This is a genomic window from Streptomyces sp. NPDC016851, from assembly GCF_055562795.1.
Genome location: NZ_JBVHEP010000022.1, coordinates 1 through 25,827 on the forward strand (window position 1 = coordinate 1; position 25,827 = coordinate 25,827).

Here is a 25,827-nt window from a genome sequence, read left to right on the forward strand (position 1 = left end):
AAACGCCCGGTTACATTCCGAACCCGGAAGCTAAGCCTTACAGCGCCGATGGTACTGCAGGGGGGACCCTGTGGGAGAGTAGGACGCCGCCGAACTCCCTTTAGAGCTCTGGCTCTTGGGCACTCAGCCCGAGAGCCAGAGCTTTTTTGCGTTGAGGTAAGGTCAGGGAGCATCGTTGGCACGTTTCCCACAGGAGGCCCCCGGGTGGAGGTTCAGGAGACTCGCGTCCAGACGGACCGTGTGCTCACCATCCCGAACATCCTCAGCATGGCGCGCCTCGTCGGCGTGCCCCTCTTCCTGTGGCTGATTCTGCGGCCTGAGTTCGGTGGGCCCAAGAGTGACGGCTGGGCACTTCTGGTGCTGGCTCTGAGCGGCATCAGTGACTACCTTGACGGCAAGCTCGCGCGGCGCTGGAACCAGATCAGCAGCCTCGGCCGGCTCCTCGACCCCGCGGCCGACCGGCTCTACATTCTTTCGACATTGGTCGGCCTCACCTGGCGCGAGATTCTGCCCCTCTGGTTGACCGCTGTACTTCTGGCGCGGGAGCTGGTTCTGCTGGTGATGGTGGGCATCCTCCGCCGGCACGGCTATCCGCCGCCCCAGGTGAACTTCCTGGGCAAGGCCGCTACCTTCAACTTGATGTATGCCTTCCCGCTGCTCCTGCTCAGCGACGGAAGTGGTTGGATCTCGTCACTGGCTGCTATTTTCGGATGGGCGTTCGCCGGATGGGGTACAACGCTGTACTGGTGGGCAGGAGTCCTCTACGTAGTACAAGTCCGCCGCCTGGTCCGTGCGGACGCCATGCCCGATTGAACTCGCGGATTGCTCCCACAGAAGCGGTGCGATGGCCCGTGGTGGAAAAGTGCGGGACAATCCTCGCGGGGGAAGTCGGCTAGACCGTCGTCTCTTCGAGGAGGACGCTTCCGACATGAAGGCCGTCGTGATGGCCGGAGGCGAAGGCACGCGCCTTCGCCCCATGACCTCAAGCATGCCCAAGCCGCTCCTGCCCGTGGCCAACCGCCCGATCATGGAGCATGTGCTGCGGCTGCTCAAAAGGCATGGGCTCAACGAAACAGTCGTAACTGTCCAGTTCCTGGCCTCGCTCGTCAAGAACTACTTCGGCGACGGCGAAGAGCTCGGTATGGAGCTCACCTATGCCAATGAGGAGAAGCCACTCGGTACCGCCGGAAGCGTCAAGAACGCCGAAGAGGCGTTGAAGGACGATGCCTTCCTCGTCATCTCGGGCGATGCCCTGACGGATTTCGACCTCACCGAGCTCATCAATTTCCACAAGGAGAAGGGTGCGCTCGTCACGGTCTGTCTGACGCGTGTGCCCAATCCGCTGGAATTCGGTATCACCATTGTCGACGAGGAAGGCAAGGTGGAACGCTTCCTCGAGAAGCCCACCTGGGGCCAGGTCTTCTCCGACACCGTGAACACCGGCATCTACGTGATGGAGCCCGAGGTCTTCGACTACGTCGAGCCCGATGTGCCCGTCGACTGGTCCGGTGATGTCTTCCCGCAGCTGATGAAGGAAGGCAAGCCCATCTACGGCTACATCGCCGAGGGCTACTGGGAGGACGTCGGTACGCACGAGAGCTACGTGAAGGCCCAGGCCGACGTCCTGGAGGGCAAGGTCGACGTCGACATCGACGGGTTCGAGATCTCCGCCGGGGTGTGGGTGGCCGAAGGGGCCGAGGTCCACCCCGACGCCGTGCTCCGAGGGCCGCTGTACATCGGGGACTACGCCAAGGTCGAAGCCGGCGCCGAAATCCGTGAGCACACCGTCGTGGGCTCCAACGTGGTCGTCAAGAGCGGCGCTTTCCTGCACAAGGCCGTCGTTCACGACAACGTCTACGTGGGGCCCCACAGCAACCTGCGTGGCTGCGTGGTCGGGAAGAACACCGACATCATGCGTGCGGCGCGGATCGAGGACGGCGCGGTCATCGGTGATGAGTGCCTGATCGGTGAAGAATCGATCGTTCAGGGCAATGTGCGGGTCTATCCGTTCAAGACCATCGAAGCCGGTGCCTTCGTCAACACCTCCGTCATTTGGGAATCCAGGGGGCAGGCGCACCTCTTCGGCGCCCGGGGTGTGTCCGGAATCCTGAACGTGGAGATCACGCCGGAGCTGGCGGTGCGGCTGGCCGGTGCCTATGCGACCACCCTGAAGAAGGGCTCGACCGTCACCACGGCCCGCGACCACTCGCGTGGTGCGCGCGCGCTGAAGCGAGCGGTGATTTCTGCGCTGCAGGCCAGCGCCATCGATGTACGGGACCTGGAGAACGTGCCGCTGCCGGTGGCCCGGCAGCAGACGGCGCGCGGCAGCGCGGGCGGGATCATGATCCGTACGACGCCCGGGGTGCAGGATTCCGTCGACATCATGTTCTTCGACGGGCAGGGCGCCGACCTGTCGCAGGGCAGCCAGCGGAAGCTGGACCGGGTGTTCGCGCGGCAGGAGTACCGGCGTGCGTTCCCCGGCGAGATCGGTGACCTCCACTTCCCGGCGAGTGTCTTCGACTCGTACACGGGGTCGCTGCTGCGGAACGTCGACATCACCGGGATCGCGGACTCCGGCCTGAAGGTCGTCGTGGACGCCTCCAACGGTAGTGCGGGACTCGTCCTGCCCAGTCTGCTGGGGAAGCTCGGTGTCGACTCGCTGACGATCAATCCAGGTCTCGACGAGTCCAGGCCGACGGAGACGGCCGACATGCGGCGGTCGGGGATGGTGCGTCTCGGAGAGATCGTGGCGTCCTCGGGGGCCGCGTTCGGAGTGCGGTTCGATCCCGTCGGTGAGCGGCTGTCCCTCGTCGACGAGAAGGGCCGCATCATCGAGGACGACCGGGCGCTGCTCGTGTTGCTCGACCTCATCGCGGCCGAGCGGCGCAGCGGCCGGGTCGCGCTTCCGGTGACCACGACCCGGATCGCCGAGCAGGTGGCGGCGTACCACGGGACCCAGGTCGAGTGGACGACCACGTCTCCCGACGACCTCACGCGCGTGGGTGGTGAGGAAGGGACGATCTTCGGTGGTGACGGCAAGGGCGGGTTCATCGTCCCGGAGTTCAGCAGCGTGTACGACGCCACCGCGGCTTTCGTACGGCTCATCGGGCTCGTGGCGCGGACGCAGCTCACGCTCAGCCAGATCGACGCGCGGATCCCGCGGGCGCACGTCCTGAAGCGGGACCTTGCGACTCCGTGGGCCGTCAAGGGACTCGTGATGCGGCGGGTCGTCGAGGCGGCCGGAGACCGGTTCGTGGACACCACGGACGGTGTGCGGGTGGTGGAGACCGACGGTCGTTGGGTGATGGTGCTGCCCGACCCGGCCGAGGCCGTCACCCACCTGTGGGCCGAGGGGCCGGACGACGCCTCCGCGCAGGCCCTGCTGGACGAGTGGTCGGCGGTCGTGGACAGCGCCGGCCGGTAAACGGGCTGCACGCGTGCGTGCCGGACAAGTGTCCCCAACGGGGCCTGTCCGGCACGCCGTGGGGCCGTTTCGGAGGTAGTGGCCGCGACGTGCGACGATGTGCGGCATGCCGCAGCAACCCCCCATTCGGAGCACACCGACGCGGCCCCGGCGCCCGGACGCGTCCATGTCGTTGATCACCAACGTCATGGACCACAGCCTCGACGACGGTTACGCCGAGGCCGCCGCGCGCAAGAAGGCCGCGGGCGACGGTGGCATGCCGAGGACGCTCAGGGCGAAGCTGGGACTCGCTGCCGGCCTGGTGCTGGCGGCCCTCGTCGTGACCTTGGGAGCGGCCCAGGCGCGCGTCGCCGCTCCGGTCGTCGCCAAGGAGCGGGAGGAACTGGTCGACCGGATCGACCGGGAGACCGAGGCGGCGGACAAGCTGGAGGACTCCGTCGACCGGCTGCGCGAGGACGTGAGCGCGCGCCAGCGGGAGGCGCTGAAGCACAGCGGTGGAAGCGCCGAGTCCGACATCGTGGGCATCCTGTCGGGCGCCACAGCGGTGCACGGCCCCGGCGTGAAGCTCGTGGTCAACGACGCCAAGGAAGCCGGCTCGGGCGGTGACGGAGACCCGCGTGAGACCACCGGGTTCTCCGACACGGGCCGAGTGCGCGACCGGGACATGCAGCGCGTGGTCAACGGGCTGTGGGAGTCGGGCGCCGAGGCCGTCTCCATCAACGGGCAGCGGCTGACGGCCCTGTCCGCGATCAGGGCCGCGGGGGACGCGATACTGGTCGACAACAAGCCGCTGGTGCCGCCGTACACGGTGCTCGCGGTGGGGGACGGACAGCGGCTGAGCACCCGGTTCCAGGACAGCGCGGACGGGCTCTATCTGAACGCGCTCCAGGAGAGTTACGGCATCAGGACAGGCATCTCCGTGGAGGACGACCTGCGGCTGCCTGCCGCGCCGAGTGTGATCGTACGTACAGCACAGCCGAGCATTGAGAAGAGCGAGAAGGGCACATCGTGATCGCCGTACTGGGCCTCGTCGTGGGAGTCGTGGCCGGCCTGTTGGTCCGGCCTGAGGTTCCGGCGGTGGTCGAGCCTTATCTGCCGATCGCTGTCGTGGCGGCGCTCGACGCCGTCTTCGGCGGCCTGCGGGCCATGCTCGACGGCATCTTCGACGACAAGGTCTTCGTGGTGTCGTTCCTGTCGAACGTGGTGGTGGCCGCGTTGATCGTGTTCCTGGGGGACAAGCTGGGCGTGGGTGCCCAGCTGTCCACCGGTGTGGTGGTCGTCCTCGGTATCCGGATCTTCTCCAACGCCGCGGCGATCCGCCGGCACGTGTTCCGGGCGTGAGGCCGATGAGCGAGCACGACGACAAGCGCCCCGAGGACAACGGCGGCACGCGCGCGGACCAGCGCGACGGGAACGGCGAGTCCGGGAACCGGCTGCGCAGGGAACTGCCCCAGGAGGTGTCCGCGCCGGCTCCTGCCGCCCAGGACGCTCCTGAATCAAAAACAGAACCAGCACCAGCACCAGAACGGGAACCAGAACCGGAACCGGAACCGGAGCCCGAACCGCAGACGGCTGCCGGGCCCGGCCCCGAGACCGAGCCGCGGTTGACCGGTCGGCAGCGGCTGGTGAAGGGGCTGTGGCCGCCGCGGGTCTCACGGGCCCAACTCATCGTCGCGCTGCTGCTGTTCGGCCTCGGGTTCGGGCTGGCCGTGCAGGTGGCCTCGCACAGCGACGGTGACAGCGCGCTGCGCGGTGCGCGTCAGGAAGATCTCGTCCGCATCCTCGATGAACTGGACGACCGTACGCAGCGTCTTGAGGACGAGAAGCAGGGCCTCGAGAAGCAGCGCGACGAGTTGGAGAACAGCTCGGACCAGGCCGAGGAGGCCCGGAAGCAGACGGTCGAGAAGGAGAGGCAACTCGGCATCCTGGCCGGAACCGTGGCCGCGCAGGGGCCCGGCATCACCGTGACCATCGAGGACACCAAGGGCACGGTAGAGGCGGACATGCTGCTCGACGCGGTGCAGGAGCTGCGCGCGGCGGGTGCCGAGGCGATTCAGGTGAACGGCGTGCGGGTCGTCGCGGGCACGTACCTGGCGGACTCCGGCAAGGGCGTGGGCGTCGACGGGAACAAGATCAACGCGCCCTATCGTTTCAAGGTCATCGGCAAGCCGCAGGATCTCGAGCCGGCGCTCAACATCCCCGGAGGCGTGGTGCAGACTCTCGAGAAGGAACAGGCCACGGTCACCATCGAGCGGTCGACCAAGATCGTCGTGGACGCCTTGCGGCAGGTGAAGCGGCCTGACTACGCTCGGTCGTCCTCCCAGTGAACCGGGGGTGCATGGGCGAGGTCGGGCGAGGGCATGAGGTTGCGGGGGGTCGGCGCACCGAATGGGTGGTGCGTGGTGGAAACTGTCTGGTGCAGACGGACGTTGTCAGGATGTCCGGGTCGGCCAGAGTGTTCAGTCAGGGTTCGTCCTGCCCCACGGGCGGGTCTGTTTCGGTCAAGGGGAATCGCCCGTGAAGTTGTTTGCGAAGTTGTTCGGCAAGAGCGCGCGAGAAGGCAGCGACAATGCGACCGCTCGCCATCGCGCACAGCCTGACGCGGAGGGCCAGCGGCCGCTGTTCCGGGACCAGGTCGGTGGCCCGGGCGGCGACGTTTCCGGAGGTCAGGGCGCGCCGTCGGTTGACCCTGCGCAGCCTGGCGGCATAGGTTTCGGGCAACCCTCAAGTGCGGGTGGAGGGTTTTCCGACCCGTATGCGTCCAATGCCCCCGGTGGGCAGCCGCGGCAGGAGGATCCGATGTCGGCCCTGGTGTGTACGAGGTGCGGTAACCGCAACGCGGAGAACAGCCGCTTCTGCTCCAACTGCGGCGCGCCGCTGCGGGCGGGAGCGGCGGCGGAGCGTCCGTCCGAGACGACCTCCACGATCTCCATCTCCGGTCTTGAGGCCTACGACAGCGAGACCACCGGCCAGACGCCGATGCCGACGCTGTCCCCGGAGGCGCAGGCGGCCGTCGACGCGCTGCCGCTGGGCTCCGCGCTCCTGGTCGTGCGCCGCGGGCCGAATTCGGGCAGCCGCTTCCTGCTGGACGGCGATCTGACCACGGCCGGGCGTCATCCGCAGAGCGACATCTTCCTGGACGACGTGACGGTCTCCCGGCGCCATGTGGAGTTCCGCCGAGGTCAGGACGGCTCGTTCACGGTGGCCGACGTGGGCAGCCTGAACGGCACGTACGTGAACCGCGAGCGGATCGACCAGGTCGCCCTGAACAACGGCGACGAGGTGCAGATCGGCAAGTACCGGCTGGTCTTCTACGCCAGCCAGCGGGGCTACTGACCGGATTTCGTCCGGGGAAGCCCGCGAAGGTCCGTCCGTCAGGGAAGGTCCATGCTGCAAACACCGAGCGGCGGTGCCGGGCACGGCGCCGCCGCCACGGACAGGCTGATGAGCATCGGCACGGTGCTGAACGTGCTGCGCGACGAGTTCCCCGAGGTCACCATCTCCAAGATCCGTTTCCTGGAGGCGGAGGGGCTCATCGAGCCACAGCGGACCCCGTCGGGGTACCGCAAGTTCAGCGCCCATGACGTCGAGCGCCTCGGCCATGTCCTGAGGATGCAGCGGGACCACTATCTGCCCTTGAAGGTGATCCGCGAGCATCTGGACGCCATGGAGCGCGGTGAGGCCGTCCAGCTGCCGACGCTGGGCCGTCAGCGTGACGGCGAGAGCGTCCCCGAGTCCCCCGAGGTGCCCACGGCGGCCAGGATCGGGCGTGAGGAGCTCCTCGCCGCCGCCGGCGTCGGCGAGGAGGAACTCGGGGAGTGGGAGTCGTACGGGCTCGTCACCCCCCTGGAGGACGGGGTCTACGACGCGGAGGCGGTCACGGTGGCCTCGCTGATCGCCGAGCTGGGGCGGTTCGGGATCGAGCCGCGGCACCTGCGGGTGATGAAGGCCGCCGCCGACCGCGAGGCCGGGCTCGTGGACCAGGTGGTGGCCCCGCTGAAGCGGCACCGGAACCCGCAGACCAGGGCTCACGCGGAAGCCCGTGCCAAGGAGCTGGCGGGGCTCACCGTGAGGCTGCATGCCGCGTTGGTGCAGACGGCGCTGGGTGTGCGGCTGCCCTGAGACGGCCGGTCGCGGGCGACCGGAACAGGCGCCCGTTCCCGGCCCGACTACCCAAACATCCCGAGCACGGCCTAGGGTTGCTGTGTGAACGAGCTCGATGTCGTAGGTGTCCGGGTGGAAATGCCCTCCAACCAACCGATCGTGCTGCTGCGTGAAGTGGGAGGCGACCGTTACCTCCCCATCTGGATCGGACCGGGTGAGGCGACGGCGATCGCCTTCGCCCAGCAGGGCATGGCTCCTGCGCGGCCGCTGACCCACGATCTGTTCAAGGACGTGCTGGAGGCCGTCGGTCAGGAGCTCACGGAAGTGCGCATCACGGACCTGCGTGAGGGCGTCTTCTACGCGGAGCTGGTCTTCGCCAGCGGCGTCGAGGTGAGCGCCCGTCCGTCCGACGCCATAGCGCTGGCCCTGCGCACCGGAACGCCGATCTACGGCAGTGACACGGTGCTCGACGACGCCGGTATCGCGATCCCGGACGAGCAGGAGGACGAGGTGGAGAAATTCCGCGAGTTCCTCGACCAGATCTCCCCGGAGGACTTCGGCAGCAGCAGCCAGTGAGCTCCGGAATCCGGTGAGAGCCGGACGGCGGGGAGTGCCGGAGGCCAGTGAGGCGCGTGGGCGGCCCGGCGGACGATGTGGTCCGCGGCAGGGTCGCCCGCCCTGTGTGTGACGGGTGAAATGCCCGCATGTGCCGGAGGCGAGTGAGAGCGTCACGCGGCCCGTATCGGGGGCATTCGGCTAGCCTTTCCCCGCGGTGGGGCACGGGAAACCACTCTTAGGGTGATTATCACTCGGCGTGGCGAGTGTGGCGATCGTTGACGCACCCCGGGTGACTGCCTACCGTCGAGAAGGCAGGTCAAGGACGGAGGTCGGCGTGAGAAGCAGCGGCGACGGTACGGCTGGGGGTGGCCCCGAGCGCAGTCTCAGGGCGAGCGGTCCGTACCCTCCCCCGGGCTCACGGCTCCGCCCGAGCGGGGGATGTCCCCAGCCCGGCGGGGTGGCTGATCACGTTCCGCAGCGACCGACGGCTGTGCCGAGCAGCGGAGGGACGGCGTCCATGGCGTCCGAGCAGATCGGCTATCGCGGCCCCACGGCCTGCGCGGCCGCCGGAATCACCTACCGGCAGTTGGACTACTGGGCCCGCACCGGCCTCGTCGAGCCGAGTGTGCGTCCCGCCTACGGGTCGGGGACGCAGCGGCTGTACAGCTTCCGGGACGTCGTCGTCCTGAAGATCGTCAAGCGGTTCCTCGACACCGGGGTGTCGCTCCAGAACATCCGCACGGCCGTCCAGCACCTCAGAGAACGCGGTTTCCGCGATCTGGAGCGCATGACGCTGATGAGTGACGGGGCGACGGTCTACGAGTGCACCTCGCCGGACGAGGTTCACGCGCTGCTCCAAGGGGGCCAGGGCGTCTTCGGGATCGCCGTGGGCGTGGTGTGGCGGGACGTGGAGAGCGCGCTGTCCCAGCTGCACGGCGAGCGGATCGACACCGGCGAGACCCTGGTCGGGTCCAACCCGGCGGACGAGCTGGCGCGTCGGCGGAACCGGGCCGTCTGAACCGTCCGGCAGTGCGGTGCCCCCCTGGCCGTTGGAGGCGGGACGTTTCCGCGCCGGGCCGCAAGCGGTTTCTCCCGGGGGTGTCAGGGTGGTTGCCCGGGGCGTTGTCAGTGGCGTAGGGCAGCATCGGAGATGTGAGAACCGCGCCCACGATCCTGCATCTCGACATGGACGCCTTCTTCGCCTCGGTGGAGCAGGCGTCCAAGCCGAGCCTGCGCGGAAAGGCCGTCGTCGTGGGCGGGCTCGGGCCCCGGGGCGTCGTGGCCACGGCATCGTACGAGGCGAGGGTCTTCGGTGTGCATTCGGCGATGCCGATGGGGCAGGCCAGGCGGCTGGCGCCCAACGCCGCGTACCTCGTGCCGCGCTTCGGGTTCTACAAGGCGATCAGCGAGCGGGTGATGGAGCTGCTGCGGGCGCTGTCGCCGCTGGTGGAGCCGCTGAGCCTGGACGAGGCGTTCGTGGACCTGGAAGCCGGGGGAGCGGCGTGGGACGAGCAGTCGGCGCGGCTCGTCGGAGGGCAGCTGCGCGCGGACATACGGGCCGTCACCGGGCTCACGGGATCGGTGGGGCTCGCCGCCTCCAAGATGCTCGCGAAGATCGCCTCGGAGCAGGCCAAGCCGGACGGGCTGGTGGTGATCGAGCCGGGGACCGAGCGGGCGATGCTCGGGCCGATGTCGGTGCGGACGCTGCCGGGGGTCGGGCCGGCGACGGGCGATCATCTGCGGCGGGCCGGGATCACCACGATCGAGGAGATCGCCGAGGCGGGCGAGGACGAGATGGTCCGGCTGCTGGGAAAGTCGCACGGGCACGGCCTGTACGCCATGGCGCTCGCGCGGGACGACCGGCCTGTCGTGGCGGAGCGGGAGACGAAGTCGGTGTCGGTCGAGGACACCTACGACGTGGACATCCACGACCGGGTGCGGGTCGGTCTCGAGGTGCAGCGACTGGCCGACCGGTGCGTGCGGCGGCTGCGCGGGGCCGGGCTGTCCGGGCGGACGATCGTGCTGAAGGTGCGGCGGTACGACTTCTCGACGCTCACCCGGTCCGAGACGCTGCGCGGGCCGACGGACGATCCCGGGGTGATCCGTGAGGCGGCGGCCCGGCTGCTCGACTCGGTCGACACGACGGGCGGTGTGCGGTTGCTCGGGGTGGGCGTCAGCGGGCTCGCCGACTACACCCAGGAGGATCTCTTCGCGCAGGCGGCAGGGGAGCGGCCGGAGGCGCAGGGACCGCTCGAGGAGGACGCCGTGGCGCCGGCCGAGGAGCAGCCGGCGCTCGCCGAGCGGCGGTGGCCCGCCGGGCACGACGTACGGCACGCCCTGTTCGGGCACGGATGGGTGCAGGGAAGCGGTCTGGGGCGGGTCACCGTGCGGTTCGAGACGCCCGGCTCCGAGCCCGGGCGGGTGCGGACCTTCCGGGTCGACGATCCGGACCTGGAGCCGGCGGATCCGTTGCCGCTGGTGTTATCAAGCCCGGGGGAGAGTGGTGGTGGGCCGGAGGGTGGGGCCGGGGCTGTGGGGGTGGGGTCCGCTGCCCCCTAGACCGGCCGGTCGGGGCTTCAGGCCGTCTCGTCCGTGCCCGCCAGCTTGCCGAAGTCGTGGTCGGGCAGCGGGGGAGGCGCGGCGACGTCGAGGCCGTAGTGGTGGTAGAGCTGCAGTTCCTGTTCGGGGGAGAGGTGCCGGCCCACGCCGAAGTCGGGGGCGTCCTTGATCAGGGCGCGGTCGAAGGGCACGTGGAGGGCGCCGTCGATCAGTTCACTCGGTTCGAGCGGGACGAAAGCGTCCCTGCTGAACAGGCCGGTCCGTATGGCCGCCCACTCCGGCTCACCGGTGGCGTCGTCGAGGTAGACCTCGTCGATCGTGCCGATCCTGGTTCCGTTGCGGTCGAACGCCTTGCGGCCGATCAGGTTGCGCGGATCGGTATCGGTTCGCACGGGCCCTCCACGTAGTCGCAACTCATCCGTGAACACTACAAAACGGCACAATCGGGGAGGCGGCCACTCGAAGGTTCGTGCGTTGACCGCGCTGGTACGCTGGCAGCGGCTGCTGACCCCGTGCGGGAGAGTCCTCCAGACACCATCGGAGGCGCCGAAGGAGCAAATCCTCCCCGGAATCTCTCAGGCACACGTACCGCACGGACGAGGTCACTCTGGAAAGCAGGGCGGGTGTCGACGGCTTCCGCTCTCACCGACGGTGAAAACCGGAGGCCTTCGGGCGATCCGGTGAAGCTCTCAGGTCGAGATGACAGAGGGGGAGGCCGTTCGGGTACCCGTGCCGTGGTGCCCCTCGAAGGTCGTGTCAGACCAGGAGGCCTCCGCAAATGACCGCCCATCGCATCCCGCTCTCCGAACTCGAAGAGGCAGTTCCCTTCGAGCAGCGTCACATCGGCCCCGACCACGAGGCCCGCGCCAAGATGCTCGCGCAGGTCGGCTACGGCTCGCTGGACGAGCTCACGGCCGCCGCGGTCCCGGCCGTGATCAAGAGCGCCGAGGCGCTGGACCTGCCGGGCGCCCGCAGCGAGGCCGAGGTGATCGCCGAGCTGCGCTCCCTCGCCGACCGCAACCACGTCCTCGGCTCCATGATCGGACTCGGGTACTACGGCACGTTCACGCCGCCGGTCATCATGCGCAACGTCATGGAGAACCCGGCCTGGTACACGGCCTACACGCCGTACCAGCCGGAGATCTCGCAGGGACGGCTCGAGGCGCTGCTCAACTTCCAGACCATGGTCGCCGACCTCACCGGACTGCCCACCTCCGGTGCCTCGCTGCTCGACGAGGGCACCGCGGCCGCCGAGGCCATGGCGCTGTCGCGGCGGCTCGGCAAGAACAAGAAGGGTCTGTTCCTGGTCGACGCGGACGCGCTGCCGCAGACCATCGCCGTGATCCAGACCCGGGCCGAGCCGACCGGCGTCGAGGTCGTCGTCGCCGACCTCGGCGAGGGCATCCCCGCCGAGATCGCCGAGCGCGAGATCAACGGCGTGCTGATCCAGTACCCGGGCGCCTCCGGAGCCGTGCGCGACATCAAGCCGGTCATCGACCAGGCGCACCAACTCGGGGCGCTCGTCACCGTCGCCGCCGATCTGCTCGCGCTGACGCTGCTGAAGTCGCCCGGTGAGCTCGGCGCGGACATCGCCGTCGGGACGACGCAGCGCTTCGGTGTGCCGATGGGCTTCGGCGGTCCGCACGCCGGCTACATGGCGGTCAAGGACAAGATGGCGCGCAGCCTGCCCGGGCGGCTCGTCGGCGTGTCCGTGGACGCCGACGGGAACAAGGCCTACCGACTGGCGCTCCAGACGCGTGAACAGCACATCCGCCGCGAGAAGGCCACCAGCAACATCTGCACCGCCCAGGTGCTGCTCGCCGTCATGGCGGGCATGTACGCCGTCTACCACGGCCCGGAGGGCCTGAAGGGCATCGCGCGGCGCACCCACCGGTACGCCACGGTTCTCGCCGCCGGGCTCGCGAACGGCGGGGTCGAGGTCGTGCACGGCTCCTACTTCGACACCGTGACCGCACGCGTCGCCGACCGGGCCGCCGAGGTCGTGGCCGCCGCGCGGGAGAACGGGGTCAACCTCCGTCTCGTCGACGCCGACCACGTCTCGATCGCCTGCGACGAGACGACCACGCGGGCCCAGCTGCGTGCCGTGTGGGCCGCCTTCGGGGTCGAGGGGGTCATCGAGGCGCTGGACGCGACCACGGAAGACGGGCTTCCGGACGGTCTGCTGCGGACCGACGAGTACCTGACGCACCCCGTCTTCCACCAGCACCGCTCCGAGACGGCGATGCTGCGCTACCTGCGCCGGCTGGCCGACCGCGACTACGCGCTCGACCGGGGCATGATCCCGCTGGGCTCCTGCACCATGAAGCTCAACGCGACCACGGAGATGGAGCCGGTCACCTGGCCCGAGTTCGGGCAGCTGCACCCCTTCGCGCCCGCCGAGCAGGCCGGGGGGTACCTCAAGCTCATCCGTGAACTGGAGGACCGTCTCGCCGAGGTCACCGGGTACGACAAGGTCTCCCTCCAGCCCAACGCCGGGTCGCAGGGCGAGCTGGCCGGTCTGCTCGCCGTCCGCGGGTACCACCGGGCCAACGGGGACGAGCAGCGCACCGTGTGCCTGATCCCGTCGTCCGCGCACGGGACCAACGCCGCGAGCGCCGTGATGGCGGGCATGAAGGTCGTCGTCGTGAAGACCGCCGACGACGGCGAGATCGACGTCGAGGACCTGCGGGCCAAGATCGAGCAGTACCGCGACGAGCTGTCGGTGCTGATGATCACGTACCCGTCCACGCACGGTGTGTTCGAAGAGCACGTCTCCGAGATCTGCGCGCAGGTGCACGAGGCGGGCGGGCAGGTCTACGTCGACGGGGCCAACCTCAACGCGCTCGTGGGGCTCGCCAAGCCGGGGCACTTCGGCGGTGACGTCTCGCACCTGAACCTGCACAAGACCTTCTGCATCCCGCACGGCGGTGGCGGCCCGGGCGTCGGTCCGGTGGCGGTGCGTGAGCACCTCGCGCCGTACCTGCCGAACCACCCGCTCCAGCCCGAGGCGGGCCCGGAGACGGGTGTCGGCCCCATCTCCGCGGCGCCGTGGGGTTCCGCCGGCATCCTGCCGATCTCCTGGGCCTACGTCCGGCTCATGGGAGGCGAGGGGCTGAAGCGGGCCACGCAGGTGGCGGTGCTCAGTGCCAACTACATCGCCAAGCGCCTGGAGCCGCACTACCCGGTGCTCTACACCGGCCCCGGCGGGCTCGTCGCACACGAGTGCATCATCGACCTGCGGCCGCTGACCAAGGCGACCGGGGTGAGCGTCGACGACGTCGCCAAGCGGCTGATCGACTACGGCTTCCACGCGCCGACGATGTCGTTCCCGGTGGCGGGGACGTTGATGATCGAGCCGACCGAGTCGGAGGACCTGATCGAGCTGGACCGGTTCTGCGAGGCCATGATCGCCATCCGCGCGGAGATCGAGAACGTCGGCTCCGGTGCGTGGCCCGCGGACGACAACCCGCTGCGGGGCGCCCCGCACACCGCCGGGACGCTCGCCGGGGAGTGGGAGCACGCCTACAGCCGTGAGGAGGCCGTCTTCCCGGCCGGGGTCTCGGTCGCCGACAAGTACTGGCCGCCGGTGCGCCGCATCGACCAGGCCTTCGGCGACCGGAACCTGGTCTGCTCCTGCCCGCCGCTGGACGCGTACGAGGACTGACCGACCGGACAGGTCGGACGGGAGGGGCTCCGCGGTGCGGGGCCCCTCCCGTCATTCGGCGGCGAGGGACACCTCGGTCGACTTGATCAGGGCGATGACGGGGGTTCCGGCCGAGAGGGCGAGGTCGTCCGCGGCGTCCCTGGTGATCACGGCGGTCAGTTCACCGCCGTCGACGGTGACCCGCACGGACGCCATGGCGTCGCCGGTCGCGATGTCCGTGACCGTGCCGGGGAGCCGGTTGCGGATGGACAGGCCCTCGACGGGGGCGGTGGCCAGCGAGACCTCCGTCGACTTCACCAGGGCCCGCACGGCGGCGCCCGGCGCAAGGCCGAGGTCGTCGGCCGCCTCGCGGGTGATCGCCGCGGTGAGGGCCTGGCCGCCGGTGAGGCGGACCCTGACCGTCGCCATGGCCCCGCCGGGCGTGACAGCGATGACGGTGCCGGGAAGCTGGTTGCGGATGCTCAGGCTCATGGGGGCACGGTAGCCCGGCGAGTTCCCTATGCCGGGTATGCGTGAGTCTGCGTCGCTTTGACCGTCGCCCAGACCGGGGCGCCGGGACGCAGGTCGAGTTCGGCCGCGGCGACCGTGGTGAGGTCGGCGGTCAGGGGGAGTTCGCCGGTGAGGTCCGCGCGGATCTGGTCGCCGTGCGTCTCCAGTCCGGCGACCTCGCAGTGCCAGAGGTTGCGGGCGCTGGAGCCCGTGGGGCGGTCGCGGTACAGCGTCACGGCGCCGGGCGGGAACGCCACGAAGGCCGGGCCGGAGAGCTCTTCCGTGGTCGTGATGGCCGGGCCCGCGTCGAGCCGGACGGTGTGGCCCTCGGCCCTTCCCCGGTAGAGGTTGAGGCCGACGAGCCGGGCGATGTAGTCCGTGCGGGGGTGGCGGGCGATATGCGAGGGCGTGCCCTCCTGGACGACGTGGCCGTCCTCGACGACGACCAGACGGTCGGCCAGCACCATGGCGTCCAGCGGGTCGTGCGTGACCAGGACGGCCACGGCCTCGAACTCGGCGAGGTGGCGCCGCAGTTGGGCGCGCACCTCAAGACGGGTACGGGCGTCGAGCGCGGCGAGGGGCTCGTCCAGCAGCAGCAGCCGGGGCCGGGTGGCCAGGGCCCGGGCCACGGCCACGCGCTGCGCCTGGCCTCCCGACAGACGGCGGGGCTTGGCACCGGCGTGGTCGGCCAGACCCATCCGGTCCAGCCACTCGGCGGCCTGGGCACGGGCCTCGGCCTTGCTCGCACCCCGGCAGCGCGGACCGAAGGCGACGTTGTCCAGGGCGGTCAGATGAGGGAAGAGCAAGTAGTCCTGGAAGACGACACCGACCGGGCGGGACTCGGGTGGCGTGGCGTCCAGCGGGATGCCGTCCAGCAGTAGATGACCCGATGTGAGAGGGGTGAGCCCTGCGAGGGCGCGCAGGGCCGTGGTCTTGCCGGCGCCGTTCGGGCCGAGCAGGGCGACGACGTCCCCGGGGGCGGCGGTGAGTGCGACGTCCAGGCGGAAGGGGCCGCGGTCGACGACGAGATGGGCGTCGAGGCCTTCCGAGAGGAGGGCGGGTGCCGTGCCGTCGCGGCCGGTCGTCTCGGTCATGAGAGCCACGTCCAGGGTGTCGAAGGGCCGGTCCGGGACATCACGACGCCGTCATCCAGCGGTCGCGCAGGGCCGCCAGGACCGCGATGGACACCGCCAGCAGGACCAGGCTGAGGGCGATCGCCGCCGCCGGGTCGTTCTGCAGGGCCAGGTACACCGCCAGCGGCATGGTCTGGGTGCGGCCCGGGAAGTTGCCCGCGAAGGTGATCGTCGCGCCGAACTCGCCCAGGGCCCGGGCCCAGGCCAGTACGGCACCGGCCGCGATGCCCGGCGCGATCAGCGGCAGGGTGACCCGGCGGAACGCGGTGAAGCGGGAGGCGCCCAGGGTGGTGGCCGCCTCCTCGTAGCGCGGGTCGGCGGCCCGCAGGGTGCCTTCCACGCTGATGACGAGGAACGGCATCGCCACGAACGTCTCGGCGAGGACGACACCCGTCGTGGTGAAGGGCAGGGTGATCCCGAACCAGGAGTCGAGCCACTGCCCCATGACGCCGTTGCGCCCGAAGGCGAGCAGCAGGGCCACACCGCCCACCACCGGCGGCAGCACCAACGGCAGCGTCACCAGAGCCCGTACGAACCCCCGGCCGGGGAACCGTGCACGGGCCAGCAGCCAGGCCAGGGGCACGCCGACGACCAGGCTCAGGCCCGTCGCCGCCGTGGCGCAGACGAGCGACAGCCGGAGTGCCTCCCACACCTCGGCGCTCGTCAGCTGCTCGGGGAGGCTGCGCCACGGCGCCCGTACGAGCAGGGCGATCAGAGGCAGGAGCAGGAACGCCAGGCCGATCAGGGCGGGCACCAGCAGGGGCACCGGCACCGAGCGGGTCCGGCCGCGGTGGCGATCGCGGCGGGGTCGGCTTTCCAGCGTGTCGGTCACGGCTTGAGGAACCCGGCCCCGGACAGCACCTTCTGGCCCTCGGGGGACCGCACCAGGGCGACGAACGCCTTCGCGGCCTTGGGGTTGGGCGCGTTCTTGAGCAGGGCGATCGGATAGTCGTTGACGGCCTCGGCCGACTCGGGGAAGTCCACGCCGTCCACCTTGTCACCCGCCGCCCGCACGTCGGTCCGGTAGACGACGGCCGCGTCGGCCTCCTTCAGCTCGACCTTCGTCAGGGCGCTCTTGACGTCCTGTTCGTACGAGACGGGGGTCAGCTTCAGGCCGCCGGTGTCCAGTGCCTTCTGGGCGGCGGCACCGCACGGCACGGTCTTGTCGCACAGGACGACCTTGAGGCCGGGCTCGGTGAGGTCCTTCAGGGAGGAGATCCGGTCGGGGTTGCCCGGCGGCGTGGCGATCTCCAACTGGTTGCGGACGAAGGTGACCGGCGTGCCCGTCGCGTCCTGTTTGGCGGTCACGGTCGCCATGGTCTTGGTGCTGGCGGCGGCGAAGACATCGGCCGGGGCGCCGCCGGTGATGCTCGCGGCGAGGGTGTCGCTGCCGCCGAAGTTGAAGGTGACCTTCGTGCCCGGGTGCTGCTTCTCGAACTTCCTGCCCAGGGCCTCGAAGCTCTCCTCCAGGGAAGCGGCGGCGAACACGGTGACCGTGCCGGAGGGTTTCGCGGAGGAGGAGCCCTTGTCCGAGCCCGTGGCGGAGGAGCAGGCGTTCAGAGTCAGCAGCGCGGCTGCGGACGCACCGGCGACCTGGAGGATCCGGCGTGTCCGGTGCGCGGAACGGGTCATCAGGGGGCCACTCCCTCGGTGTGCGGCGCAAGAGCCCGCAGGCTCCTCGATACGCCGATCATACTGACGCATCTGCGAGCGGAAAGTGCGCTGTGGGTTCGCATGAGCCAGGGGGAGTGGGCTGCTGGGTGCGTATGTGCGTTTCTACGGTCCCAGACGGCCTCGGACGGCCTCGGACGGCCTCAGGCGGCCTCAGACCCGGTCGATATGGACGTTTGTCGATTTCACGCGGGCCGTCGCCTCCATGCCGACCTCCAGGCCCAGTTCCTCGACGGCCTCGCGGGTGAGCAGGGAGACGAGGCGGTGCGGGCCGGCCTGGATCTCCACCTGGGCGGCGACGTCACCGAGCTTGATCGCGGTGACGATGCCGGGGAAGGCGTTGCGGGCCGAGGTGTACGGGGCGTCCTCCTCGGCGGCGTCGGACCTGGCGAGTTCGACGGAGAACGCGGCCAGGTCCCGCCCGTCGACGAGTCGCCGCCCGGCCTCGTCGCGGTGGGTGGTGATGCGGCCCGCGTCCGCCCAGCGCCGGGCGGTGTCCGGGCTCACGCCGAGCAGTCGTGCTGCCTGGCCGATCGTGTAGGACTGCATGCCGGTCACGATAGGGGCGCGTGGCGGGAACGGGGGATGCGGGGTTGGCCGTTGGGTATAACGCGATATAGCGTTAGTCGTCGAGTGGGCGGGCCTCGTGCCGTGCCCGGGGAGATCGGGGTGATGTGATGGCGGGGGACCTCTCGCGTACCGGTGGACCACCCGAGGTGAGGGCCTCGCATGCGGACCGGGACCGGGTGGTGGACGTGCTGCGCGTCGCCGCGGGGGACGGCCGGCTGACCTTGGAGGAGCTCGACGAGCGGCTGGAGGCCGCGCTGTCCGCCCGTACGGTGGGCGAGCTCGCCGTGCTGACCGCGGATCTGCCCGAAGAGACGGGCGGGAGGGGTGTCGAGGCGCAGGAGGTCGTCCGGATCGAGCAGGAGGGGTCCTCGACCCGGCGCGGTGACGGCTGGGTGGTGCCGCGGCGGCTGGAGATCCGGTCGGCGTGGGGCGAGGTGACGCTCGACTTCACCGACGCGGTGATCACCCAGGACACCCTGGACATCGACCTGGACATGCGGGCCGGCGCCCTGAAGCTGTTGACCCGGCCGGGGGTCGTGGTGGACACCGGCGCGCTGGTGACGAACTACTCCCAGATCAAGGCGCGTGGGGCGGCAGACGCCCCGGTCGTGCTGCGCGTGCGCATCACCGGCGAGATCGACTACGGGCAGATCGTGGTGCGTCCGCCCCGCAGGGGCTTCGGCCGGCGCAGAACCAAGGGCTGACTCAGCCCACGTGCACCTTCGGCCGTCGCTTGCGCTCCGGTTCCGCCTCGCGCAGGACCTCGCGGGTCACCGGCGCGACCTCGCCCTGGCCGAACAGGAAGAAGCGCAGGAGGTTGGCGAAGGGGCCCCCTTCGGTCCACTCGAAGTAGATGTGCGGGGTGCGGCCGGTCATGTCGCGGACGTACAGCAGGAGCGCGGCCAGGGCGTTGGGGACGGAGGAGGACTCCAGGGTCAGAACGCGGTAGCGGCCGTGGAGCACCTCGCCGCGTACGGTCAGGCCCGCCTCGAACTCGGACGGGTCGGTGACCGTCACCTCGACGAAGACGAAATCCTCCTGTCCGGGTACGTCGTTGTCGTGCCGGATCTGCTCGATCTTGTCGCGGTACTCCGCGATGTCACGCCGGTCCGGCTCGTTGGCGATGAACCGCATCCGGCGGCTGGCCATGTCGCGGACGAAGCGTTCCGCCATGTCGTCCAGCGTCACGCTGGTCACGCGGAGCTCGAACGACCGGGCCAGCCGGGAGAGCAGGGAGACCAGGATGATGCCGGCGATGAAGCAGGCGCCGATCTTCACACCGTCCGGGCGCTCGATGACGTTGGCGACGGTCGTGTAGAGGAACACCGCGGAGATGACCGCGAAGGCGATGGTCCAGTTCCGCTGCCGGGCCTTGCGTGCGGCGATGGTCACCGCGATCGCGGCGGAGCTGATCAGGACCAGCACACCGGTGGCGTAGGCGCCGCCCTGCGCGTTGACGTCCGCGTCGAAGATCCAGGTGACGAGGAAGGCGATCAGCGTGAAGACGATGACCATGGGGCGGACGGCACGGGCCCAGTGCGGGGCCATCCCGTAGCGGGGGAGGTAGCGCGGCATCAGATTGAGCAGGCCTGCCATCGCGGAGGCGCCGGCGAACCACAGGATGGCGATCGTCGAGGCGTCGTAGACGGTGCCGAAGGTGTTGCCCAGGTAGTCGTGCGCCAGATAGGCCAGCGCGCGGCCGTTGGCCTGGCCGCCCGGCTGGAACTCCTTCTCGGGGATGAGGAGGGTGGTGATGAAGCTGGTGGTGATCAGGAAGCCGCTCATGACGAGGGCGGCCGTGGTGAGCAGCTTCTTCGTGTCGCGGATGCGGCCGGCCGGCCGTGCCTCCGTGTCGTCCGGGTCGCCCTTGACGTGCGGCATCACGGCCACGCCGGTCTCGAAACCGGAGAGGCCGAGCGCCAGCTTCGGGAAGACGAGCAGGGCCAAGCCGATCATGACGAACACATTGCCGTGCTGGGTGGTGAGGGCGCCGGCCCAGTCGGTGACCACATGGCCCGCTGTGACCACGTGGTAGAGGCCGACGGCGACCACGACCACGTTGAGCGCGAGGTAGGCGCCCACCAGGGCGACCGCGACGCCGATCGCCTCCAGGAAGCCCTTGAGGAACACCGCGCCGAGCAGCGCCACCAGGACGAGCGTGATCAGCAGCTGCCTGTCGTGCAGGACGCCGGTCAGATGCGGGTTCTCCACGAGGTGGGTGGAGGCGTCGGCGGCCGACAGCGTGATGGTGATCAGGAAGTCGGTGGCGGCGAAGCCCAGCAGGGTCAGCACGAACAACTTGCCCTGCCAGAAGGAGAGCAGCCGCTCCAGCATCGCGATCGAGCCCTCGCCGTGCGGGCTCTCCTCTGCCACCCGGCGGTAGACCGGCAGGGCGCCCGCCAGGGTGACGATCACCAGCACGATCGTCGCGACCGGCGACAGCAGTCCGGCGGCGAGCGCCGCGATGCCCGGCTGGTAGCCGAGCGTGGAGAAGTAGTCGACGCCGGTCAGGCACATCACCCGCCACCAGGGCCGGCCCTTGTGCGGGGGCTCCGGTGCGGCATGGGGTCCGGTGTGGCCGCCGCCCTTGCCCATGTCGGACAGGCCCTCCAGCATCCAGGCGCGCAGGCGACCGGAGGGAGCGGGGTCCGTACGGCTGAGGGGCGAGTGCTCAGTGGTGGCCATCGACGTGCTCCCGATGTGCGGTTCAGCGTGGTTCCGGCCATCACTGGACGGCCCGATCAGCGTAAGCGGAGCGTGATGCGCTGGCCTGTGGATGAGGTCACTGAGCGCGTCAAGCTTCCGTTAAGACTGGCGGCGGGGGCGGTCGCGGGGAGGCGTGGGGCGTCAAAACGCGTGCTGAGGGCCCACGGGGCTGCCGGTCGAGCCCCGCAGCACGCCTGCGGGCGAGGGGCGAGCGCCCGCCGGAGCTTGAACACGCTCCGTGGTCGCGACCGCGCGGGTCGTGGGACTCCGGCCTTCTTGTCGCCGGAGGCGGTGAACTCTACAGTGCACCTTCGTAACGTTCGCCAGGCCAGCCGAAACATTCGCACCCTTCGCCGACTCTCATCGAAGGGGCTGGCGGCGCTGGGGAGGCTGTTGCCGGTCAAGGTCCGTGCGCCGACGGGAGATTGACCGTGCACAAGGGGTTGCCAGCGTTTGACGCCTGTCTCTAGGGTGCGGCATCAACGAATCTTTTCTGGATCTCTTCCGAAACTTTCGATCCAGTGGACGGACGCGGGAGCGCCGTCCCGTACCCAAGGAGCGCATGATGGGCGACCCGGCACTGTCCCGCCGCGGCTTCCTGGCGGCCTCCGCCGCGGCCGGTCTCGGAATGACGACACTGAGCGCATGCGGCGGGGACTCGGACGGAGGGTCGTCGGGGACGACCACGATCGAGTGGTGGAACATCTCCACCACCGAGCCGGCCAAGACCGTCTGGGCCGCCCTCGCCCGGAAGTTCGAGGCGCAGAACCCCAAGGTCAAGATAAAGATCGTCCAGATGGAGAACGAGGCCTTCAAGTCGAAGATGACGGCCCTCACCTCCTCCGGGGAGCTCCCCGACATCTTCCACACCTGGGGCGGCGGCGTGCTCAAGCAGCAGGTCGACGCCGGACTCGTCGAGGACCTCACGGACCGCACCAAGCCCTGGGGCGACGCCCTGCTCCCGGTCGCCAAGGAGCCGTACCTGATCGACGACAAGGTCTACGGCATCCCGTTCGACATCGGCATGATCGGCTTCTGGTACAACAAGGCGCTCTTCGCGAAGGCCGGCATCAGTGCGCCCCCGACCACCTGGAGCGGTTTCCTCGACGCCGTGCGCAAGCTGAAGTCCGCCGGTGTCACGCCCCTGGCGCTGGCCGGCAAGGAGAAGTGGCCCGGCATGTACTACTGGGCCTACCTGGCGATGCGCACCGCCGGCGCCGAGGCGCTGGAGAAGGCCTACGCCGACAAGGACTTCACCGGCGCCCCCTTCGTCGAGGCGGGCGAGCACCTCGAGGAACTCGTCGGCCTCCAGCCGTTCCAGAAGGGCTTCCTCGGCGCCGCCTACAACAGCCCCACCGGCCAGGCCGCCGCCGTCGGCAACGGCAAGGCGGCCATGGAACTCATGGGCCAGTGGGCGCCGGTGGTGCAGGCCGACGCGGGCAAGGGCCTCGGCAAGGACCTCGGCTTCTTCCCGTTCCCCGCGGTCGAGGGCGGCAAGGGGTCCCTCACCGAGGTGTTCGGCGGAGGCGGCGGACACGCCCTGCGCCGGGGCGCCCCGCAGGCGGCCGTCGACTTCCTGAAGTTCTTCGCGTCCGAGGCCACCGATCTGGAACTGGTCAAGAAGACCGGCACCCTGCCCGTGGTCCCGGCGGCCGAGAAAGCCATCGTCGACCCCAACATCAAGGCCGTACAGGAGCAGTTGAAGAAGGCCACCGGCTTCCAGCTCTACCTCGACCAGGCGTACGCGCCCGCCGTCGGCCAGGAGGTCAACGACAGCGTCGCCGCGCTCATCGCCGGTTCCCGGTCGCCGGAGCAGGTCGCCCAGTCGATCACGAAGACCACGAAGGAAGAGCAGTAACCGGCGATGACCTCCACGTACCTGCCGGACAAACGGACCGGCCGCGACGCCGGCCCGCCACCCCCGGCCAAGGACCGGGCCCGGAGCCGGGCCCGGCGGCGGACGCTGAACTGGCTGACCGCGGCCGGCTTCCAACTGCCCGCCCTGGTGCTGTTCCTGGGGCTCGTCCTGCTGCCGATGCTGTTCGCGCTGTACGCCGCGTTCTTCCGCTGGGGCGGCTTCGGCATGCCCACCGACTACATCGGCGGAGAGAACTTCACCCGGCTCTTCCAGGACGACGTCTTCCTGGGCGACCTGTGGCGCTGCCTGGTCCTGCTCGTGCTGTCGCTCGTCGTCCAGCTGCCGTTCGCGCTCGCCATGGCCGTCCTGCTCAACCAGCGGATGCGCGGCCGGGCGGTGTACCGGATGCTGTTCTTCGCCCCGTACGTCCTGTCCGAGGCCATCACCGGAATTCTCTTCGGCATGATCTTCGCCCCGGACGACGGCTTCGCCGACCAGGTCCTCGGCAAGGTCGGCCTGGACGGGCTGGGCGGGGAGTGGTTCGCCGATCCGTCCACCGTCATGGCGACCCTGTTCCTGGTCATGACCTGGAAGTACTTCGGCTTCCACATGATGCTGTACCTGGCCGGGCTGCAGGCCGTCCCCAGGGAGCTGACCGAGGCGGCGCTCATCGACGGGGCCGGCCCCTGGCAGCGCTTCCGCAACGTGACGCTGCCGCTGCTCGCACCCACCCTGCGCATCAGCGTCTTCCTGTCGGTCATCGGAGCCATCCAGCTCTTCGACCTGGTCTGGGTGACCACCGCGGGCGGACCCGACCACCACTCCGAGACCATGGCCGTGACCATGTTCCAATACGGGTTCAAGCGCTACCAGGTCGGCTACGCCAGCGCGATCAGCGTGGTCATGTTCGGCATCAGTCTCGTCTTCGCCCTCGCCTACCAGCGGTTCGTGCTCCGGCGCGACCTGGAAGGGGCCACGACCACCATGCGGGGAGACGGAAAGTGACGCACAGTCGGACATCCCGCAGGGGCAGAACGTTTCCTCTGCACCTGATCCTGGTCCTCGTCGGCGCGGTCATGGCCGTCCCGCTGCTCTACGCCGCGCTGTCCGGCTTCAAGACCACCGACGAGCTCTCCCGCAACCCGGTCGGTCTGCCCGAGTCGTGGGTGACCTCCAACTACACCCAGATTCTGGGCTCGGGGGACTTCTGGCGGCTGATCGGAAACAGCACGCTGATCGCGGTGGGCACGACCGTCCTGGTCGTCGCGGTCTCCGCGCTGTCGGCCTTCTCCTTCGCGCGGTTCGCCTTCCGCGGCCGGGAGATGCTGTTCACGCTGTTCACGATGGGGCTGATGTTCCCCTTCGCGGTGGCGGCCCTGCCGCTGTTCCTGCTGCTGCGCTCCCTGGACCTGCTGGACAACCCGCTCGGCGTGATCCTCCCGCAGGCGGCCTTCGGACTGCCGATGACCATCATCATCCTGCGCGGCTTCTTCCGGCAGATCCCCGGGGAGCTGGAGGAGGCGGCGACGCTCGACGGATGCAGCTCGTTCGGCTTCTTCTGGCGGGTGCTGCTGCCCATGGCGCGGCCCGCGCTCGGCACCGTGTCCGTGCTCGCCGTCGTCACCAGCTGGAACAACTTCTTCCTGCCGCTGCTGGTGTTCACCGACTCGCAGTGGTGGACCCTGCCGATCGGCGTGCAGCAGTTCCAGGGGCAGTACTCCGCGGAGTACGCCAAGGTCTTCGCCTATCTCGTGCTGGCCATGGTCCCCGCCCTCGCCTTCTACTCGGTCGCCGAGCGTCAGCTCGTCGGCGGCCTCACCGCCGGCGCGACGAAGGGCTGACACGCGCCGCGGACGTACGGCTCACCCACCCACCGATCGTGAGGAGTCGCACCATGCGCAAGACCGCTCCACGGCTCAGATTCGCCGGGGCCCTCGCCGCCGCGCTGATGCTCGCAGGCCTCGCCACCGGGCCGACGGCACAGGCGGACGAGCGGCACGGCAAGGAACCGACCCTCGCCGACCTCGCCCAGCGGCACGGCCGCTACTTCGGCAGCGCGACGGACAATCCCGAGCTCGGTGACGCGCCCTACACGGCCCTGCTCGGCAGCGAGTTCGACCAGATCACCCCCGGCAACGGCATGAAGTGGTACGCGACCGAGCCCCAGCAGGGCGTGTTCGACTTCTCCCAGGGCGACGAGATCGTGAACCTCGCCCGCGCCAACCGGCAGAAGGTGCGCGGCCACACCCTCGTCTGGCACAGCCAGCTGCCCGAGTGGCTCACGGAGCGGGAGTGGACCGCCCGGGAGCTGCGGGCCGTGCTGAAGAAGCACATCCAGGCCGAGGTACGGCACTACCGGGGCAAGGTCTTCGCCTGGGACGTCGTCAACGAGGCGTTCAACGAGGACGGTACGTACCGCGAGTCGGTCTTCTACAAGACCCTCGGGCCCGGTTACATCGCCGACGCGCTGCGCTGGGCGCACCAGGCCGATCCGCGGGTCAGGCTGTACCTCAACGACTACAACATCGAAGCGATCGGCCCGAAGAGCGACGCGTACTACAAGCTGGCCAAGGAACTGAAGGCCAAGGGCGTCCCGCTGCACGGCATCGGCCTCCAGGCCCACCTCGCTCTCCAGTACGGCTATCCCACCACCCTGGAGGACAATCTCCGCCGCTTCTCCCGGCTCGGCCTCGACACCGCGCTGACCGAGGTCGACATACGGATGCAGCTGCCCGCGACCGAGGAGAAGCTGACCCAGCAGGCCGAGTGGTACCGGGACGTGACCGAGGCCTGCCTGGCGGTGCGCCGCTGCGTCGGTGTCACCCTCTGGGACTACACGGACAAGTACTCGTGGATCCCGGCCTTCTTCCCGGGCGAGGGCGCGGCCCTGCCGTGGGACGAGCAACTGGCCCCAAAACCGGCGTACTTCGCACTGCGTGAGGCGCTCGGGGGGAGGTAGGGGGAGGGGTGGCGCCCCGCTGTGGGGGCGGGGCGCCATTTCCTGACCGTGCCGGGGAGCCGAGTTGCCTGCGGCCGGGCGCAGCGCGTTGCTTCGGCGGGCTGGCGGGCGCGGGGGGTGGCGGGCGGCGCG

General features: G+C 69.7%; 22 protein-coding genes, 1 rRNA gene, 1 pseudogene and 1 riboswitch. Of the genes and pseudogenes, 17 read left to right on the forward strand and 7 right to left on the reverse strand.

Annotation, left to right across the window (positions count from 1 at the left end; all coding sequences use genetic code 11):
- The 11 genes and pseudogenes from rrf to ACZ3I3_RS29920 all read left to right on the forward strand — a co-directional run.
- Positions 1-95, forward strand: a 5S ribosomal RNA gene (gene rrf, locus ACZ3I3_RS29870); the annotation flags it as partial.
- A 109-nt stretch (positions 96-204) separates the two neighbouring features.
- A complete protein-coding gene (locus ACZ3I3_RS29875; protein ID WP_037668019.1) occupies positions 205-813 on the forward strand; it encodes a CDP-alcohol phosphatidyltransferase family protein in 609 nt (202 codons plus the stop codon).
- 115 nt (positions 814-928) lie between these two features.
- Positions 929-3,424, forward strand: coding sequence for a sugar phosphate nucleotidyltransferase (locus ACZ3I3_RS29880; protein WP_467370170.1), 2,496 nt, complete (start codon positions 929-931; stop codon positions 3,422-3,424).
- A 97-nt stretch (positions 3,425-3,521) separates the two neighbouring features.
- A complete protein-coding gene (locus ACZ3I3_RS29885) occupies positions 3,522-4,436 on the forward strand; it encodes a DUF881 domain-containing protein (protein ID WP_399414858.1) in 915 nt (304 codons plus the stop codon).
- Complete coding sequence (locus ACZ3I3_RS29890; RefSeq protein ID WP_003988855.1) at positions 4,433-4,765, forward strand: small basic family protein; 333 nt, start codon at positions 4,433-4,435, stop codon at positions 4,763-4,765. The genes ACZ3I3_RS29885 and ACZ3I3_RS29890 overlap by 4 nt, the downstream gene beginning before the upstream one ends.
- A 5-nt stretch (positions 4,766-4,770) precedes the next feature.
- Entirely contained in the window at positions 4,771-5,751 is a 981-nt protein-coding gene (locus ACZ3I3_RS29895) for a DUF881 domain-containing protein (protein WP_467370172.1), read from the forward strand.
- Between the two features lie 61 nt (positions 5,752-5,812).
- Positions 5,813-6,760: an FHA domain-containing protein gene (locus tag ACZ3I3_RS29900; protein WP_467370174.1), complete on the forward strand. Its 948-nt coding sequence runs from the start codon at positions 5,813-5,815 to the stop codon at positions 6,758-6,760.
- A gap of 51 nt (positions 6,761-6,811) precedes the next feature.
- A complete protein-coding gene (ftsR, locus tag ACZ3I3_RS29905) occupies positions 6,812-7,546 on the forward strand; it encodes a transcriptional regulator FtsR (RefSeq protein ID WP_467370175.1) in 735 nt (244 codons plus the stop codon).
- An 84-nt stretch (positions 7,547-7,630) separates the two neighbouring features.
- Positions 7,631-8,104, forward strand: coding sequence for a bifunctional nuclease family protein (locus ACZ3I3_RS29910; protein WP_003988851.1), 474 nt, complete (start codon positions 7,631-7,633; stop codon positions 8,102-8,104).
- Positions 8,105-8,420: 316 nt separating this feature from the next.
- Positions 8,421-9,104, forward strand: a complete 684-nt coding sequence (locus ACZ3I3_RS29915) for a MerR family transcriptional regulator (RefSeq protein ID WP_467370176.1) — start codon at positions 8,421-8,423, stop codon at positions 9,102-9,104.
- A 134-nt stretch (positions 9,105-9,238) separates the two neighbouring features.
- A pseudogene (locus ACZ3I3_RS29920) lies at positions 9,239-10,744 on the forward strand (DNA polymerase IV).
- Here the strand turns inward: ACZ3I3_RS29920 and ACZ3I3_RS29925 are convergent.
- Positions 10,663-11,037: a PRC-barrel domain-containing protein gene (locus ACZ3I3_RS29925; RefSeq protein ID WP_467370178.1), complete on the reverse strand. Its 375-nt coding sequence runs from the start codon at positions 11,035-11,037 to the stop codon at positions 10,663-10,665. The pseudogene ACZ3I3_RS29920 and the gene ACZ3I3_RS29925 overlap by 82 nt on opposite strands.
- A gap of 113 nt (positions 11,038-11,150) precedes the next feature.
- A riboswitch (glycine riboswitch) is annotated at positions 11,151-11,246 on the forward strand.
- 177 nt (positions 11,247-11,423) lie between these two features.
- Between ACZ3I3_RS29925 and gcvP the strand changes: the two genes are divergently transcribed.
- Positions 11,424-14,309 (forward strand): aminomethyl-transferring glycine dehydrogenase, encoded by a 2,886-nt coding sequence (gene gcvP / locus ACZ3I3_RS29930; RefSeq protein WP_467370180.1) that lies wholly within the window; start codon positions 11,424-11,426, stop codon positions 14,307-14,309.
- Between the two features lie 51 nt (positions 14,310-14,360).
- Here the strand turns inward: gcvP and ACZ3I3_RS29935 are convergent, their stop codons facing one another.
- From ACZ3I3_RS29935 to ACZ3I3_RS29955, 5 genes are all read right to left on the reverse strand, one after another.
- Positions 14,361-14,780, reverse strand: coding sequence for a TOBE domain-containing protein (locus ACZ3I3_RS29935; RefSeq protein WP_467370181.1), 420 nt, complete (start codon positions 14,778-14,780; stop codon positions 14,361-14,363).
- A 26-nt stretch (positions 14,781-14,806) separates the two neighbouring features.
- Positions 14,807-15,892 carry an ABC transporter ATP-binding protein gene (locus tag ACZ3I3_RS29940; protein WP_467370183.1) on the reverse strand — a complete coding sequence of 362 codons (1,086 nt, stop codon included), beginning with the start codon at positions 15,890-15,892 and terminating at the stop codon, positions 14,807-14,809.
- 40 nt (positions 15,893-15,932) lie between these two features.
- Positions 15,933-16,763, reverse strand: coding sequence for an ABC transporter permease (locus ACZ3I3_RS29945; protein ID WP_467370184.1), 831 nt, complete (start codon positions 16,761-16,763; stop codon positions 15,933-15,935).
- Complete coding sequence (modA, locus tag ACZ3I3_RS29950; protein WP_467370186.1) at positions 16,760-17,563, reverse strand: molybdate ABC transporter substrate-binding protein; 804 nt, start codon at positions 17,561-17,563, stop codon at positions 16,760-16,762. Before modA ends, ACZ3I3_RS29945 begins: the two co-directional genes overlap by 4 nt.
- A gap of 192 nt (positions 17,564-17,755) precedes the next feature.
- Positions 17,756-18,151, reverse strand: a complete 396-nt coding sequence (locus ACZ3I3_RS29955; protein ID WP_467370187.1) for a TOBE domain-containing protein — start codon at positions 18,149-18,151, stop codon at positions 17,756-17,758.
- A 128-nt stretch (positions 18,152-18,279) separates the two neighbouring features.
- Between ACZ3I3_RS29955 and ACZ3I3_RS29960 the strand changes: the two genes are divergently transcribed.
- Positions 18,280-18,876: a DUF1707 SHOCT-like domain-containing protein gene (locus tag ACZ3I3_RS29960; protein WP_467370189.1), complete on the forward strand. Its 597-nt coding sequence runs from the start codon at positions 18,280-18,282 to the stop codon at positions 18,874-18,876.
- Position 18,877: 1 nt separating this feature from the next.
- On the opposite strand, the gene ACZ3I3_RS29965 is transcribed toward ACZ3I3_RS29960, so the two are convergent.
- On the reverse strand, positions 18,878-20,857 hold the full coding sequence (locus tag ACZ3I3_RS29965; protein WP_467370190.1) for an APC family permease: 1,980 nt from the start codon (positions 20,855-20,857) through the stop codon (positions 18,878-18,880).
- Between the two features lie 586 nt (positions 20,858-21,443).
- Between ACZ3I3_RS29965 and ACZ3I3_RS29970 the strand changes: the two genes are divergently transcribed.
- The 4 genes from ACZ3I3_RS29970 to ACZ3I3_RS29985 all read left to right on the forward strand — a co-directional run bounded on the left by ACZ3I3_RS29970 (position 21,444) and on the right by ACZ3I3_RS29985 (position 25,695).
- Complete coding sequence (locus ACZ3I3_RS29970) at positions 21,444-22,736, forward strand: extracellular solute-binding protein (RefSeq protein ID WP_467370192.1); 1,293 nt, start codon at positions 21,444-21,446, stop codon at positions 22,734-22,736.
- A gap of 6 nt (positions 22,737-22,742) precedes the next feature.
- Positions 22,743-23,741: a carbohydrate ABC transporter permease gene (locus ACZ3I3_RS29975; protein ID WP_467370193.1), complete on the forward strand. Its 999-nt coding sequence runs from the start codon at positions 22,743-22,745 to the stop codon at positions 23,739-23,741.
- 71 nt (positions 23,742-23,812) lie between these two features.
- Entirely contained in the window at positions 23,813-24,577 is a 765-nt protein-coding gene (locus ACZ3I3_RS29980) for a carbohydrate ABC transporter permease (protein WP_467370371.1), read from the forward strand.
- 53 nt (positions 24,578-24,630) lie between these two features.
- Entirely contained in the window at positions 24,631-25,695 is a 1,065-nt protein-coding gene (locus ACZ3I3_RS29985) for an endo-1,4-beta-xylanase (RefSeq protein WP_467370195.1), read from the forward strand.
- Positions 25,696-25,827 lie beyond the last annotated feature (132 nt).

Coding starts and splice junctions, on each gene's coding strand:
- ACZ3I3_RS29880 (WP_467370170.1), top strand. CDS start 929: ATGAAGGCCGTCGTGATGGCCGGAGGCGAAGGCACGCGCCTTCGCCCC.
- ACZ3I3_RS29885 (WP_399414858.1), top strand. CDS start 3,522: ATGTGCGGCATGCCGCAGCAACCCCCCATTCGGAGCACACCGACGCGG.
- ACZ3I3_RS29895 (WP_467370172.1), top strand. CDS start 4,771: ATGAGCGAGCACGACGACAAGCGCCCCGAGGACAACGGCGGCACGCGC.
- ACZ3I3_RS29900 (WP_467370174.1), top strand. CDS start 5,813: ATGGGTGGTGCGTGGTGGAAACTGTCTGGTGCAGACGGACGTTGTCAG.
- ftsR (WP_467370175.1), top strand. CDS start 6,812: ATGCTGCAAACACCGAGCGGCGGTGCCGGGCACGGCGCCGCCGCCACG.
- gcvP (WP_467370180.1), top strand. CDS start 11,424: ATGACCGCCCATCGCATCCCGCTCTCCGAACTCGAAGAGGCAGTTCCC.
- ACZ3I3_RS29935 (WP_467370181.1), bottom strand. CDS start 14,780: ATGAGCCTGAGCATCCGCAACCAGCTTCCCGGCACCGTCATCGCTGTC.
- ACZ3I3_RS29940 (WP_467370183.1), bottom strand. CDS start 15,892: ATGACCGAGACGACCGGCCGCGACGGCACGGCACCCGCCCTCCTCTCG.
- modA (WP_467370186.1), bottom strand. CDS start 17,563: ATGACCCGTTCCGCGCACCGGACACGCCGGATCCTCCAGGTCGCCGGT.
- ACZ3I3_RS29955 (WP_467370187.1), bottom strand. CDS start 18,151: ATGCAGTCCTACACGATCGGCCAGGCAGCACGACTGCTCGGCGTGAGC.
- ACZ3I3_RS29960 (WP_467370189.1), top strand. CDS start 18,280: ATGGCGGGGGACCTCTCGCGTACCGGTGGACCACCCGAGGTGAGGGCC.
- ACZ3I3_RS29965 (WP_467370190.1), bottom strand. CDS start 20,857: ATGGCCACCACTGAGCACTCGCCCCTCAGCCGTACGGACCCCGCTCCC.
- ACZ3I3_RS29970 (WP_467370192.1), top strand. CDS start 21,444: ATGGGCGACCCGGCACTGTCCCGCCGCGGCTTCCTGGCGGCCTCCGCC.
- ACZ3I3_RS29975 (WP_467370193.1), top strand. CDS start 22,743: ATGACCTCCACGTACCTGCCGGACAAACGGACCGGCCGCGACGCCGGC.
- ACZ3I3_RS29980 (WP_467370371.1), top strand. CDS start 23,813: ATGGCCGTCCCGCTGCTCTACGCCGCGCTGTCCGGCTTCAAGACCACC.
- ACZ3I3_RS29985 (WP_467370195.1), top strand. CDS start 24,631: ATGCGCAAGACCGCTCCACGGCTCAGATTCGCCGGGGCCCTCGCCGCC.